This is a genomic window from Neobacillus sp. plas4 (assembly GCF_057221695.1).
In genome coordinates this window covers 4,267,158-4,282,025 of the sequence record NZ_CM170152.1, presented here as the reverse complement: position 1 = coordinate 4,282,025, position 14,868 = coordinate 4,267,158, and the positions used below count along the sequence as shown (strand labels likewise).

Here is a 14,868-nt window from a genome sequence, read left to right as displayed (position 1 = left end):
TCTGCCGGGTTTTTAGTCGTAATAGATTGGAAAAATTAATATATCTGCGTTAAATGGAGTTTATCTGCGATAAACCAAATATGTCTGCGTAAATGCAATTATATCTGCGATAAATCAAAATATATCTGCGATGCCCCACTCTCCCTCTTCTAAAAATTAAATCTACTAATTTATCGTCATAGAATTACTAGAAGCGCATAAAATGTAATAACTTAACCCGAGAGAAATAGGAGGAACCGCAGATGAAGAAACGATTGTACCAGACCGATGCCGCCAGTTATTTCCGTGAGCATTCCTCAATTTTTTTATTTATTGTCATTTTATTTTTAATGGGAGTCATTTTTGGAGCGATTGTCGTAAATAGCATGAGTATCACTCAAAAAGAAGACTTGTTTTATTATCTATCACAATTCTTTGGTCAAATTCAAAATGGTAAGGTAGCAGAAAATAATGATTTATTTGCACAAAGCTTTCTTCATAACAGCAAGTTTATTGGGTTGATCTGGATTTTGGGAATATCGATTATTGGGCTTCCAGTAATCCTCATTGTCTTATTTATTAAAGGCTTGGTGGTTGGTTTTACGGTTGGTTTCTTAGTAAGTCAATTGGGCATAAAAGGATTTTTACTTGCATTTGTGTCCATTTTGCCACAAAATTTGATTATCATTCCCGTTTTCATTATGATGGCTGCATTTTCAGTCATATTCTCATTGAGAATGATAAAAAAACAATTCTTCAAGAAATATGGTCAGCCAATCCTGCCATTTTTTAAGAACTATATAGTAAGCTTTGTTGTCGCTGTAGTTCTTATTTCTGCTGCTTCGGGGGTCGAGGCATATGTATCTCCTTGGTTAATGAAAACGATGATGGGTTCACTTAATTTATAATTAATATTATATAATATTAGTTATAATATCTTGTTTATAATAATTTTATTTTGACTCCTCTTTCTCATCTGTTATAATGAGAATAGCAGCGGCGAGGGAGGGACTTCGGATGGAGACTAGAATTGAGAGAATAAAAAAGCAGTTGCATTCATCTAGCTATAAGCTAACACCTCAACGTGAATCAACCGTTCGGGTATTGTTAGAGCATGAAGAGGATCATTTAAGTGCAGAAGATGTATACCTCCTTGTTAAAGAAAAATCGCCTGAAATCGGATTGGCAACTGTCTATCGTACACTTGAATTACTAACTGAATTGAAAATTGTTGATAAAATTAACTTTGGTGATGGAGTTTCTCGATATGACCTTCGCCAAGAAGGGGCCGCTCATTTTCATCATCATCTCGTTTGTATTGAATGTGGAGCAGTTGATGAAATTCAAGAGGATCTTCTTGAAGATGTTGAGGCTACAGTTGAACGCAGGTGGAATTTCATCATAAAAGATCACCGGCTTACCTTCCATGGCATCTGTTATCGTTGCCAAGATAAAGGAAAAGCAGAAGAAAAAAACGAATAATAATTGAAAGTCCTTTTTGAGTAAAAAGGACTTTTATTATTTCTATGATTCTTTTCATCATTAAAAATTTATTCCCCCAAAATAACTTGATTAGGTATAAAAGTTGGACAAATTGGCATATCTTTTACTAGGCTAAACAGTTTGGGGGAAGGTAAATGTTCTCTTTTATTAAAGTAGTACTACAAACCTTAAAGGTTTTTATTATATTTACTGGGTGCACGGTTCTCTTTTATTATGGTATTATGTGGGTAAATGAAGAGTATCAAAATTATCATCGCTATGATTCACCAGAAGGCTCAGCATTAAAGGTATCCACTTTGAATCATGAGCAAAATCCATCTTGGCTGGATCGGCTGATTTTGTTTTACTTAAACGGGGAGTAATCGTTATGGATGATTATTTAAAAAAGTTTATGCAGTTCATGCTTGTTGAAAGAAGGATGGCGAAGAATACGTTGCTTTCCTATGAACGAGATTTGAAAAGCTATCTTCAGTATATTAAACATGTCGAAGCAGTTGATTCATTAAATCATGTGCAGCGGGCACATATTGTCCATTTCTTGTCCTTTTTAAAGGAACAAGGGAAGTCAGCGAAAACAATCGCAAGGCACGTAGCTTCTATTCGTGCATTCCATCAATTTTTATTACGTGAGCAGGCGGTCTATCAGGACCCGTCTGTGCTAATCGAACCTCCTAAGTCAGAGAGGGCAATGCCAAAGGTTTTGAGCTTAGAAGAAGTAGAAAAACTTTTAGACTTACCAAATGGACAAGGACATTTTGGTTTAAGGGACAAGGCAATGCTCGAGCTCCTTTATGCAACGGGTATTCGTGTTTCTGAGTTAATTGAAATTGACGTAGAACATGTAAATGTAACAATGGGATTTATTCATGTTACAAGTAATACCAATAAAGAGCGAATCATTCCAATAGGAAAAACAGCAGCAGATGCCCTAAAACGTTACATAGAACATGGCAGGCAAAATTTCGTTTCAAAAAATCTGCCTATAGATTCAGCTTTATTTTTAAACCATCATGGAAAGCGACTAACACGACAAGGTTTTTGGAAAATTTTAAAAAAACTGGCTAAAGAAGCTGGAATCGACAGTGAACTTACTCCACACACACTACGTCATTCATTTGCGACACACCTTTTGGAAAATGGAGCTGATTTAAGAGCAGTTCAAGAAATGCTCGGACATGCTGATATCTCAACGACGCAAATTTATACTCATCTCACGAAGACAAGATTAAAGGATGTCTATAGCAAATTTCATCCAAGAGCTTAATAGGATGATAGTTTAAAGAAATTAAAAAATGTCGAAAAGCTGCCAAAATAAATGGCAGCTTTTTCTTGTATTTATACAAGAGTTTAGTAAAATATAGAAGTCAGACTTCTGACATTAAATTTATTAAGATAATCATAATCCCATTTTTATAAGGGCAATCTATTATTAATGATTAGAGAAACATTCACCATAGAAAAAGGAGGAAGACTCGTATGACTTTACCTACATATAAACGAATTTTTGTTATCGTAATGGACTCCGTAGGAATTGGAGAATCACCGGATGCAGATAAATTTGGTGATAAAGGTGCGGACACATTGGGTCATATTGCAGAAGCAATGAATGGTCTAAATATGCCAAATATGGGGAAATTAGGTTTGAGCAATATCCGTGAAATTAAGGGGATTGAAAAAGCCGAAAAACCATTGGCTTACTATACAAAAATGATGGAGGCATCAAATGGTAAGGACACGATGACAGGTCATTGGGAAATTATGGGTTTGAATATTCAGACGCCATTTCGTGTATTCCCGGATGGTTTTCCAGATGAACTCCTTTCTGAATTAGAGAAACGCACCGGCAGAAAGATTATTGGAAATAAACCAGCTAGTGGAACAGAAATACTTGATGAGCTAGGGGAAGAGCATATGAAAACGGGGGCATTGATTGTCTATACGTCAGCAGATTCAGTGCTTCAAATAGCAGCTCATGAAGACATTATTCCACTCGAAGAACAATATAAAATTTGTAAAATTGCTCGAGAGTTAACACTTGATGAAAAATATATGGTAGGCCGTGTCATTGCTCGTCCATTCTTGGGAGAACCAGGTAATTTTAAAAGAACGGCTAATCGTCATGACTATGCATTAAAACCTTTTGATAGAACAGTAATGAATGAAATGAAAGATGCTGGGTTAGATGTTATTGCTATAGGAAAAATTTCTGATATTTATGATGGGGAAGGAGTCACTCAGTCACTTAGGACTATTTCCAATATGGATGGTATGGATAAGCTAGTCCAAACCCTTGATATGGAATTCACAGGAATGAGCTTCTTAAATTTGGTTGATTTTGATGCTCTGTATGGACACCGCCGCGACCCTAAAGGGTATGGAAAAGCACTTGAAGAATATGATGCCCGCCTTCCAGAAGTATTTGCAAAGATGAAAGAAGACGATTTGTTAGTCATTACCGCTGATCATGGAAATGATCCAGTTGCACCTGGAACAGACCATACACGAGAATATGTGCCATTGCTTATTTACTCATTGAATATGACTGCAGGAAAAGAATTACCGATTAGAGAAACATTTGCTGACATTGGTGCAACTATTGCAGAGAATTTTAATGTAAAAATGCCAAACTTCGGAAAAAGTTTTTTAAATGAATTGATATAAAAGAGGGATGAAAATGACAATCGAAAAAACCCAAAATGCAACTGAATTTTTAAAAATGAAATATACCAATACACCCAAAATCGGCCTTATTTTAGGCTCAGGCCTAGGTGTTCTAGCAGATGAAATTGAAAATCCAGTCAAAATTCCATACAATGAAATACCTGAATTCCCAATTTCAACGGTTGAAGGCCATGCCGGTCAATTGGTTTTTGGAATTTTGGAGGGTGTAGAAGTGGTAGCGATGCAAGGTCGTTTCCATTTTTATGAAGGATATGGAATGGATAAAGTAACCTTCCCTGTTCGTGTTATGAAGGAATTAGGAGTCGAAATGTTAATCGTCACCAATGCTGCAGGAGGGGTGAATGAGAGCTTTGAAGCAGGAGATCTCATGATAATTAATGATCATATTAATTTTACAGGAACAAATCCGCTGATTGGCCCGAATGATTCGAAATTTGGTCCACGGTTCCCAGATATGTCTGAGGCTTATACCAAAGAATTAAGGATTGCTGCTAAAGAAATAGCGGGCCGTTTAAATATCAATGTAAAAGAAGGCGTCTATTTTGGGTTTTCAGGACCAGTTTATGAAACGCCTGCGGAAATTAGGATGGTTAGATCTCTCGGCGGAGACGCTGTGGGAATGTCAACAGTCCCTGAAGTAATTGTAGCTCGGCATAGTGGTTTGAAGGTTTTAGGAATTTCTTGTATTACGAATATGGCTGCAGGTATTCTTGATCAACCTTTATCACATGAGGAAGTAATCGAAACGACAGAAAGAGTGAAAGCAAATTTCCTTTCGTATATCAAAGAAATTGTTAAAACAATCGGATAATAACCTGAAATATAAATCTAAATAAGTGGTGATATAGATGAGAATGGTGGACTTGATTGAAAAGAAACGAGATGGACATGAACTAACTGCAGAAGAAATAAAATTTATTATTAACGGATATACAGACGGATCGATTCCAGATTACCAAGTCAGTGCCTTAATGATGGCTATCTTTTTTAAAGGAATGACTGAAAAAGAAAGAGCAGATTTAACCATGGCAATGGTCGAATCAGGCGATCAAATTGATCTTTCACAAATTGCAGGAATTAAGGTGGATAAACATTCTACTGGAGGGGTTGGGGATACAACAACACTTGTACTTGGACCGCTCGTTGCAGCATTGGAGGTTCCTGTAGCAAAGATGTCAGGTCGTGGTTTAGGACACACTGGCGGAACCATCGATAAATTAGAAGCCGTGAATGGTTTCCACGTTGAAATAGAGAACGAGGAATTTATTGAACTGGTAAACAAAAACAAAATTGCAGTAATTGGTCAAAGCGGAAACTTAACCCCTGCTGATAAAAAACTATATGCGTTAAGAGACGTTACAGCCACAGTAAATAGTATTCCATTAATTGCAAGCTCCATCATGAGCAAAAAAATTGCTGCTGGAGCTGACGCTATTGTCTTAGATGTGAAAACAGGTGCTGGTGCATTTATGAAAACACTGGATGATTCAAAAGAATTAGCAAAAGCAATGGTAGGTATCGGAAACAAGGTTGGAAGAAGAACGATGGCGGTTATTTCTGATATGAGTCAACCGCTGGGATATGCAATTGGGAATGCTCTTGAGGTGAAGGAAGCGATTGATACCTTAAAAGGGGAAGGTCCTGAGGACTTAACAGAGCTTTGTTTAACGCTTGGCAGTCATATGGTTTACTTAGCTGAAAAGGCAAGCTCATTAGCTGAAGCGCGCACATTGTTAGAAAACGTGATTAAAGATGGATCTGCACTGGAAAAATTAAAGGTTTTCTTACGCTCACAAGGTGGAGACGATTCAATCGTTGATGATCCTTCTAAAATGCCGCAGGCACAGTTTACATTCGAATTAGAAGCAAAGGAAGATGGGTACGTTTCTGAAATTGTTGCGGATGAAGTAGGAACAGCTGCAATGATTTTAGGGGCAGGAAGAGCTACAAAGGATTCTGTTATTGATTTAGCTGTAGGGCTAGTTCTTAGAAAGAAAATCGGCGATCAAGTGAAGAAAGGCGAATCGTTAGTGACGATATATAGTAATTTTGAAGATGTTAAACAAGTTAAAGAAAAATTATATGAAAACATTCTTCTTTCTACTAACAAAGTGGAAGCACCACTCCTCATTCATGGGGAAATAACAGAATAGTATAAGGAAAGCAGAAAGTCCAGGAATATTTTCCTGGACTTTTTTATTTTATTAACAGGAAAATACTGTATAAAGTTGTTGGAATTGGAAAAAATGGAATCTATATAAAGAATGGAGGGTTATGCCAATGAAACGATATATCTCTTTACTAGTAATAGCCTTGTTATTAACAAGTGTATGGATATCACCCGTAACTGCAGAAGAAAAACAGAGTAGTGACATCACAGACAATGTAAGATCAGCGATTTTAATTGAGCGTGATACAGGTCAAATTCTTTATGAGAAAAATAGTAATGAAGAGCTTCCACCTGCAAGTATGACTAAAATTATGACCATGCTGCTTATTATGGAAGCAATAGATCAAGGAAAACTCAAATGGGATGAAAGTGTTCGAACAAGTGAGTATGCTGCGTCAATGGGAGGCTCACAAATTTTCCTTGAACCTGGGGAAGAAATGACTGTAAAACAAATGCTCCAAGGCATTGCGATTGGTTCAGGAAATGACGCTTCTGTAGCGATGGCAGAAAAAATTGCCGGATCAGAAGAAGCATTTGTTGACATGATGAATGACAAAGTAAAAGAACTTGGATTAAAGAATACTGTTTTTAAAAATACAACAGGCTTACCTGGAAGCGGTCACTATAGTTCCGCCCATGATATGGCTATAATGGCCAAGGAACTACTAAAATATGAAGACATCACAAAGTTTACTGGTATGTATGAGGCATATCTTCGTGAGAATACAGACAAAAAATTCTGGCTTGTTAATACCAATAAATTAGTTCGCTTCTATCCGGGGGTAGATGGTCTTAAAACAGGTTTCACAGCTGAGGCAAAATATTGTTTGACAGCAACTGCTCAAAAGGATGGCATGCGTGTCATTGCAGTCGTTTTTGGAGCACCAACCTCCAAAGAAAGAAATGCCCAAGTAACAAAGATGCTTAACTTTGCGTTTGCCCAATATCAAACACATCCTATGTTCAAACGAAATCAAGTGATTGGCAATGCTCATGTGAATAAAGGAAAAGACAAGAAAGTAGAGGCTGTTACAAGCGAACCTCTATCCTTACTCACTAAAAAAGGTGAAAAAACCGAGGATGTAAAACGTCAAGTTACTCTTGATAAAAATCTTGATGCTCCTATTAAAAAAGGAGATAAAGTAGGAACCATAAAACTCGTGAAAGATGGAAAGGTAGTTCTTGAAAGTGAGATAGTTGCGAAAAATGATGTGAAAGAGGCAGGCTGGTGGACGCTTTATAAGCGATCATTTGGTATGTTCACCAAGGCTGGGAAATAAACATTCTTTAAATGTCCAGTTCCAGCGCCTAGGGCTCGGGGGCATAAGCCCTGAATACTAAGAAAGCACCTTGGAATAATCTTCGCAGGAACAAGCTGCGGTTGTTCCGAAGGCGCTTCCAATTTTCGTGTCGAATTCCAACTTTTTTTAGCAAATATCAACTAGTTTTGTCTTGATAGAAGGAGAATGCTCTAACGGTAACGAATTGACTCACTATACCAGATGAAGGAGGCTAGGGATAGTGAGTCTTAACATTGAAATGGAAATAAAACATGATGTTTTATGTTTGCGTTTAAGTGGTGAACTAGATCATCATACAGCGGACGAATTACGTGAACAAGCTGCTAATGCAATAGAAAAAAATGATATTCGGCATATAGTACTAAATTTGGAACAGCTTTCTTTTATGGATAGCTCTGGATTAGGTGTCATCTTAGGGCGTTACAAGCAAATAAAGCAAGTGCATGGTGAAATGGTGGTTTGTGCGATTTCCCCTGCAATACAACGATTATTCGATATGTCGGGGATGTTTAAAATCATTAAGCTGGAACCGACAGAAGAGTTTGCATTGCAAAGATTGGGGGTGGCATGAGATGAAGAATCAGATGAATCTTCAATTTAGTGCCTTAAGTCAAAATGAATCATTTGCACGTGTCACTGTTGCAGCTTTTATTGCGCAGCTCGACCCTACAATGGACGAATTGACTGAAATTAAAACAGTTGTTTCTGAAGCAGTTACCAACTCCATTATTCATGGTTATGAAAATGACCCAAATGGAATTGTTTATATCCAGGTTACGATTGAAGATAATATCGTCAATATTTCGATCAAAGATGCAGGATTAGGGATTGTAGATGTGGAAGAAGCTCGACAGCCATTATTTACAACGAAGCCGGATTTAGAGAGATCTGGCATGGGATTCACTATCATGGAAAATTTCATGGACGAGGTTGAGGTTCTCACACAGCCAGGTAAAGGAACCGAAGTAAGACTAAAAAAGCATTTACACACAAGCAAAATGCTATGCAATTAAGGAGACTTGCCAATGGATGTGGAGGTCAAAAAAGATAAGGCGCAAACGTATTTAAAGGACAATGAGGTTAAAGAACTTATTAAAAAAAGTCAGGACGGAGACCAAGCAGCGAGAGATCTAATTGCTGAAAAAAATATGCGTCTCGTCTGGTCCGTTGTTCAGCGGTTTTTAAATAGGGGATATGATCCAGATGATCTTTTCCAAATCGGCTGTATCGGATTATTGAAATCAGTAGATAAGTTTGATCTTTCCTATGATGTGAAATTTTCTACCTATGCAGTTCCGATGATTATCGGTGAAATCCAAAGGTTTATTCGTGATGATGGAACGGTAAAGGTAAGCCGTTCATTAAAGGAAATGGGAAACAAAATTAGAAAGGCGAAGGATGAATTATCAAAAATACTTGGAAGAATTCCAACTGTTAATGAAATTTCAGAGCATTTACAGCTATCGCCTGAAGATGTCATTCTTGCTCAGGAAGCAAGTAGAACACCTTCTTCTATTCATGAAACGGTCTATGAAAATGATGGAGACCCTATTACGTTATTAGACCAAATTGATGACGGAAATGAAGGAAAATGGTTTGATAAAATTGCCTTAAAAGAAGCGATTCGAGAATTGGATGAACGTGAGAGGCTCATCGTTTATTTACGATACTATAAGGATCAAACTCAATCCGAAGTAGCAGTGAGGCTAGGAATTTCTCAAGTTCAGGTTTCAAGACTCGAAAAAAAGATACTGCAGCAAATGAAAGACCGTATGGATCTCTGATCCAAACGGTCTTTTTTGCCGTGTTCAGCTAAAAATAGATAGTGCCGATAAACTCGGTCTCCCCAAATTATCGTAACAATTAGCCCAGGATAGTGCCGATAAACTCGTTCTCCCCAAATTATCGTAACAATTAGCCCAGGATAGTGCCGATAAACCGAGTCTCTCCAAATTATCGTAACAATTAGCCGAGGATAGTGCCGATAAACTCGGTCTCCTCAAATTATCGTAACAATTAGCCCAGGATAGTGTCGATAAACTCGTTCTCCCCAAATTATCGTAACAATTAGCCTAGGATAGTGCCGATAAACTCGTTCTCCTCAAATTATCGTAACAATTAGCCCAGGATAGTGCCGATAAACTCGTTCTCCCCAAATTATCGTAACAATTAGCCCAGGATAGTGCCGATAAACCGAGTCTCTCCAAATTATCGTAACAATTAGCCGAGGATAGTGCCGATAAACTCGTTCTCCCCAAATTATCGTAACAATTAGCCGAGGATAGTGCCGATAAACCGAGTCTCTCCAAATTATCGTAACAATTAGCCCGGCGATTTTTGCATTTCTGTTCTTTTTATAGTAAAGATAGATTTTTTGCTAATACTAGTTATACAAAGAAATCAATGTGTGGGGAGTGAATGTTTTGGAAAAAACAGTCTACATCCGCATGCGGAACCGTGTTCTGGCTAAACCGGAAGAGAGTATTTATTTAAAGGATATTGCACAAATCATAGCTCCAGAATCCATCGTACCACAATTGGAAAACTTGAAGGTTCACCAAATATCCGAACAAGATAAAAATATTATCATCATTGATGTTATGAGAATCATTAGATTGGTTTCCAGTTTAATTGAGGATGTAGAAGTTCAAACCATCGGGCCGGCACAAACCATTATCGAAGTGATCCTTAAGAAAAGACAAATGTCCTTTCCATTTTTCATCTTAATATGGTTTTTGTTATTTTTCGGTTCAGCCATGGCGATTATGAACTTTCATGACGATGTCAGTATGCGGAGTGTTCAGGAAAAGTTGTACAGAATCATTACAGGCGTCGAAGATTCAAAACCTTGGATTTTTCAAATTCCCTATTCTATCGGTTTAGGTTTAGGGATGATCTTATTCTTCAATCATGTATTTCAAAAAAGGATTAACGAGGAACCTAGTCCCCTGGAAGTTGAGATGTTTAACTATCAAATGGATTTAGATAACTATGTGATTATTCATGAAAATAAGGAAAGTATGAAATGTACAAATGACGATTAAAGTAATTGCTGTAATGTTTATTGGGCTTGCAGGTGGATTAGCCGTTGGTTCCGGTTTTGTAGCATTTTTAACCGTTCTAGGCATTATTCCTAGACTTACCCAGCTGACAAAAACAATGAAAATGATTCGGCACTATGAATGGGGTGTAGTTTTAGGTGCGTTAACGGGTGTAGCGGCGAGTTTAAGAGATCCGATATTAGCACTATCTCCATATTTTATGATGCCTCTTGGATTAGTCGGAGGTGTCTTTGTTGGAATGTTAGCAGCTGGGCTTACAGAAGCATTAAACGTGTTCCCTGTGCTTGCAAAAAGGCTGGGAATTGATGGGAAGATCATCATCCTAATAATGGCGATTGTTCTAGGGAAAATTGTAGGATCAATTTTCCAATGGGTTTATTTTGTTCACCTTTAAAACCGGCAGTGTCTTACTCCAAAAGGGCAAGCTTCGAAAGCATTGCCCCGCATGAAGAAACAGCATTAGCTTTTTCTAGAAGGCGTCTTCCGCATCCCGATTTAGAAAGGACAACCAGAATGAGTATTCGCAGACGGGTTATATTAATTACGGATGGAGATGAGTATGCAAAAAGGGCAATCGAACATGTCGCCCATGAAGTAGGTGGGCGATGTATTACGATGTCTCAGGGGAATCCCTCTGTATTAACTGGTGAGGAGCTTGTAATGTTAATAAAAAAGGCTGCTAATGACCCAGTATTGGTAATGTTTGATGACAGTGGCCTGGTTGGAGAAGGTTCGGGGGAACAGGCATTGAAATATGTTGCTACCCATAAGGATATAGAAGTTTTAGGCGTTATTGCTGTTGCAGCCAAAACCCATCAGGCCGAATGGACAAAAATCGATGTAAGCATCGATAGGGATGGGGAAATAACGCCATATGGTGTTGATAAACACGGAATTCCAGAGCACGAGATAGGCAGGTTAAATGGAGATACCGTTTATTGCCTTGATGAATTAGATGTTCCGATTATTGTTGGAATTGGAGATGTGGGAAAAATGGCTCGGCGTGATGATTATGAACGAGGGGCGCCCATTACGAAAAAGGCGGTTGAGCTAATACTCGAAAGGAGTAGATATCGTGACGAAAGAGAACGAGCAAACTTGGCCGATTCCTGAATCGCTGCAAGAAATTGAACATTATATGAAACAACGGGTTGGTTTAGGTGTAAGTTTTGACTTCGGTGTTCGTAAGTTAAAAATATTAAAAAAAGATGTACACTTTTACTGGGTGACAGGATTATGTGATACCAGGTATATCATAGAAATAGTAGAATCATTAGTTGCGATTAATGATCATGAAAAACTTTCCGCAGACCTTTTTAAAATCGTCGAAAATCGTCTCGTTAATCAATCAGTTCAGCAGATTAAAACATTGGATGAAATGGTCACTCAGGTTTTATCCGGATTGATTGTAGTAGTGGTTGAAGGGGCGACGATCGCACTGGGGGTTGACGTCAGAAGCTATCCCGGCCGTAACCCGCAAGAGCCAGATACTGAAAAGGTTGTAAGAGGTTCTCGGGATGGATTTGTAGAAAACATTGTTTTAAATACAGCGCTTACGAGAAGAAGAATTCGCGATGAACGACTTCGATTTGAGATATTAAAAGTAGGGGTACGCTCAAAAACAGATATCGCAATTGGCTATCTTGAGGATGTCGCTGACCCGGATTTAGTAAATATTATTCGCAAAGAGCTGAAGTCAATAAAAATTGACGGAATCCCAATGGCAGATAAGACGATTGAGGAGTTTATTTTAAAACAAGGATTTAACCCTTACCCATTAGTAAGATACACGGAGCGTGCAGATGTCGCAGCTGCCCATATTCTAGAAGGTCATGTCGTTATCTATGTTGATACCTCACCGAGTGTTATCATTTCACCAACAACTTATTTCCATCATGTGCAGCATGCTGAAGAATTTCGTGAAGCACCTGTAATGGGGACTTTCGTTCGCTGGTCACGTTTTTTGGGTATTTTAACATCTATCTTTTTACTTCCATTATGGCTGTTGTTCGTCTTAGAACCATCCATGCTGCCGGAAAGGCTGTCGTTTATCGGGCCAAACGAAAAAACGAATATACCAATTGTGCTTCAAATTCTATTAGCAGATTTTGGACTTGAATTTTTAAAGATTGCGGCCATACATACACCGACTCCCCTATCAACCGCGATGGGTTTAATTGCCGCCGTTTTGATTGGGCAAATTGCGATCGACGTTGGATTATTTGTTCCTGAAGTTATTCTCTATGTTGCTATAGCGGGTATCGGTTCATTTACCACACCAAGTTATGAGTTAAGTGTTGCAAATAAAATAGGAAGAATGGTCTTGGTGATACTTGTTTCAATCTTCCATACACCAGGATTCGTTATTGGTTCTACTCTGTTGTTTATACATCTAGTTGGAACTCGTACCTTTAATACTCCATATTTTTGGCCGTTCCTACCGTTTGAACCAAAGGGGTTTTTGCAAATCATTTTCCGTCGGGCAGTACCTGGTTCAATCCTTAGGCCAAGTATTGTTCATCCGAGAAATCGTTACCGTCAGCCACCTAACAATAAATGATTGCGCAATAGGGCATTGGTGTGCTAAAGTATTTTTAAATTAACAAAATAGGCAGTATCCTTTATGGATTCTGTCTATTTATTTATTACTTTTTTAATGCTTGACCATATACTAATTAAGAGTCAGTCTATACGGAGAGAGGGAAGAACATGTATTTTTACGGGACAACAGGGGTAAACGGCAAGGGTAATTTGGAAATCGGCGGAGTAGATGCAGTAGAGTTGGCCGAGCAATTTGGAACTCCTCTCTATGTTTATGACGTATCATTGATGAGAGAAAGAGCAAGGGGATTTAAAAAGACCTTCGATGAGCAAAAAGTTAAAGCGCAGGTTGCATATGCGAGCAAGGCATTTTCGACGATTGCCATGCTACAACTTGCTGAAGAGGAAGGGTTATCTTTAGATGTAGTCTCTGGCGGAGAGTTATTTACGGCTATTAAGGCGGGTTTTCCAGCTGAGAAGATACATTTTCATGGAAACAATAAAAGCAGAGAAGAATTAGAAATGGCCCTCGAGTATAAAATTGGCTGTGTTGTGGTCGATAATTTCTATGAATTAGAGCTTTTAAAAACAGTATGCATAGAAAAAAGTGAAACCATAAGCATTCTACTTCGTGTGACTCCTGGGATTGAAGCACATACGCATGATTATATTTTAACTGGTCAGGAAGATTCAAAGTTTGGATTTGATTTGCAAAATGGACAGGCAGAGGAAGCGTTACGTACCGCTCTTCGCTTTAATAACTTTAAAGTTTTAGGTTTACATTGTCATATTGGTTCGCAAATCTTTGAAACAACTGGTTTCTTGCTTGCTGCAGAAAAAATTGTTGGAAAATTGAATCAGTGGAAAAATGATTTTAATTTTGAAGCAAAAGTCCTGAATCTTGGCGGAGGGTTCGGAATTCGCTATACAAGTGAAGATGAACCACTATTACCTTCACAATATGTTAGTGAAATAATTAAAGAAGTAAAGAAATTAGTGGAGAAATACTCCATGGAAATGCCTGAGATATGGATAGAGCCTGGCCGTTCGCTTGTAGGTGACGCAGGTACAACACTTTACCAAATTGGTTCTTCAAAAGAAGTACCTGGAGTAAGAAAGTACCTAGCAGTTGACGGGGGAATGAGTGACAATATTAGACCTGCTCTTTACCAGGCGAAATATGAAGCAGTACTAGCTAATAGGCCGTTAGCAGAGGCAACGAATAAGGTGTCGATAGCTGGTAAATGTTGTGAATCTGGCGATATGCTGATTTGGGATTTACCACTCCCAGAAACAGAGGAAGACGATCTTCTCGCTGTTTTTTGTACTGGCGCCTATGGATATTCAATGGCCAATAATTATAACCGCATCCCGCGTCCTGCAGTGGTATTTGTTGAAAATGGCATGGCGACACTTGTGGTTAGAAGAGAAACATATGAAGATTTAATTCGGTTAGATCTACCTTTAAAGTAAATAAACTGCCGCGTAGTGCGGCGGTTTATTTGTATTATGGATTATTTTTTACGGATAGTGTAGAATGACTCATGTACCGTCTTCAAATCCTTTTGGAGGTTTTGTGATGAAGAAAAGTAATTGGACCGTTTTCGGTATTCTTTTTGGACTAGCACTA

The 14,868-nt window shown here is 38.2% G+C and carries 16 protein-coding genes; all 16 read left to right on the top strand.

The genetic code is table 11. The features are described from left to right. Positions 1-242: 242 nt before the first annotated feature. The 16 genes from spoIIM to lysA all read left to right on the top strand — a co-directional run bounded on the left by spoIIM (position 243) and on the right by lysA (position 14,711). Positions 243-887, top strand: coding sequence for a stage II sporulation protein M (gene spoIIM, locus AC2TFD_RS21555; protein WP_335511526.1), 645 nt, complete (start codon positions 243-245; stop codon positions 885-887). Positions 888-996: 109 nt separating this feature from the next. Next, positions 997-1,461: a ferric iron uptake transcriptional regulator gene (gene fur / locus AC2TFD_RS21550; RefSeq protein ID WP_335511528.1), complete on the top strand. Its 465-nt coding sequence runs from the start codon at positions 997-999 to the stop codon at positions 1,459-1,461. A gap of 155 nt (positions 1,462-1,616) precedes the next feature. Next, positions 1,617-1,844, top strand: a complete 228-nt coding sequence (locus AC2TFD_RS21545) for a YqzK family protein (protein WP_335511530.1) — start codon at positions 1,617-1,619, stop codon at positions 1,842-1,844. 5 nt (positions 1,845-1,849) lie between these two features. After that, positions 1,850-2,746: a site-specific tyrosine recombinase XerD gene (gene xerD, locus AC2TFD_RS21540; protein WP_484673923.1), complete on the top strand. Its 897-nt coding sequence runs from the start codon at positions 1,850-1,852 to the stop codon at positions 2,744-2,746. A gap of 212 nt (positions 2,747-2,958) precedes the next feature. Continuing rightward, positions 2,959-4,143, top strand: coding sequence for a phosphopentomutase (deoB, locus tag AC2TFD_RS21535; RefSeq protein ID WP_335511535.1), 1,185 nt, complete (start codon positions 2,959-2,961; stop codon positions 4,141-4,143). A 13-nt stretch (positions 4,144-4,156) separates the two neighbouring features. Then, the gene (locus AC2TFD_RS21530; RefSeq protein ID WP_335568393.1) at positions 4,157-4,975 is read left to right on the top strand and encodes a purine-nucleoside phosphorylase; all 819 of its coding nucleotides are present in this window, start codon (positions 4,157-4,159) and stop codon (positions 4,973-4,975) included. A 37-nt stretch (positions 4,976-5,012) separates the two neighbouring features. After that, complete coding sequence (locus AC2TFD_RS21525) at positions 5,013-6,317, top strand: pyrimidine-nucleoside phosphorylase (RefSeq protein WP_335511538.1); 1,305 nt, start codon at positions 5,013-5,015, stop codon at positions 6,315-6,317. 127 nt (positions 6,318-6,444) lie between these two features. Further along, positions 6,445-7,614, top strand: coding sequence for a D-alanyl-D-alanine carboxypeptidase family protein (locus tag AC2TFD_RS21520; protein WP_335511540.1), 1,170 nt, complete (start codon positions 6,445-6,447; stop codon positions 7,612-7,614). 241 nt (positions 7,615-7,855) lie between these two features. After that, complete coding sequence (gene spoIIAA / locus AC2TFD_RS21515) at positions 7,856-8,206, top strand: anti-sigma F factor antagonist (RefSeq protein WP_335511542.1); 351 nt, start codon at positions 7,856-7,858, stop codon at positions 8,204-8,206. A 1-nt stretch (position 8,207) separates the two neighbouring features. Beyond that, positions 8,208-8,648, top strand: coding sequence for an anti-sigma F factor (gene spoIIAB, locus AC2TFD_RS21510; RefSeq protein WP_335511544.1), 441 nt, complete (start codon positions 8,208-8,210; stop codon positions 8,646-8,648). A gap of 12 nt (positions 8,649-8,660) precedes the next feature. After that, entirely contained in the window at positions 8,661-9,419 is a 759-nt protein-coding gene (gene sigF, locus AC2TFD_RS21505; RefSeq protein WP_335568391.1) for an RNA polymerase sporulation sigma factor SigF, read from the top strand. Positions 9,420-10,058: 639 nt separating this feature from the next. Continuing rightward, positions 10,059-10,679: a stage V sporulation protein AA gene (locus tag AC2TFD_RS21500; RefSeq protein WP_335512351.1), complete on the top strand. Its 621-nt coding sequence runs from the start codon at positions 10,059-10,061 to the stop codon at positions 10,677-10,679. Next, complete coding sequence (locus tag AC2TFD_RS21495) at positions 10,669-11,091, top strand: stage V sporulation protein AB (RefSeq protein WP_335512350.1); 423 nt, start codon at positions 10,669-10,671, stop codon at positions 11,089-11,091. Before AC2TFD_RS21500 ends, AC2TFD_RS21495 begins: the two co-directional genes overlap by 11 nt. A 119-nt stretch (positions 11,092-11,210) precedes the next feature. Then, a complete protein-coding gene (spoVAEA, locus tag AC2TFD_RS21490) occupies positions 11,211-11,810 on the top strand; it encodes a stage V sporulation protein SpoVABEA (RefSeq protein WP_335512352.1) in 600 nt (199 codons plus the stop codon). Then, a complete protein-coding gene (locus AC2TFD_RS21485; protein WP_335512349.1) occupies positions 11,773-13,257 on the top strand; it encodes a spore germination protein in 1,485 nt (494 codons plus the stop codon). The genes spoVAEA and AC2TFD_RS21485 overlap by 38 nt, the downstream gene beginning before the upstream one ends. A 149-nt stretch (positions 13,258-13,406) precedes the next feature. Beyond that, positions 13,407-14,711 carry a diaminopimelate decarboxylase gene (gene lysA, locus AC2TFD_RS21480; protein ID WP_335512348.1) on the top strand — a complete coding sequence of 435 codons (1,305 nt, stop codon included), beginning with the start codon at positions 13,407-13,409 and terminating at the stop codon, positions 14,709-14,711. The last annotated feature ends 157 nt before the right edge of the window (positions 14,712-14,868 follow it).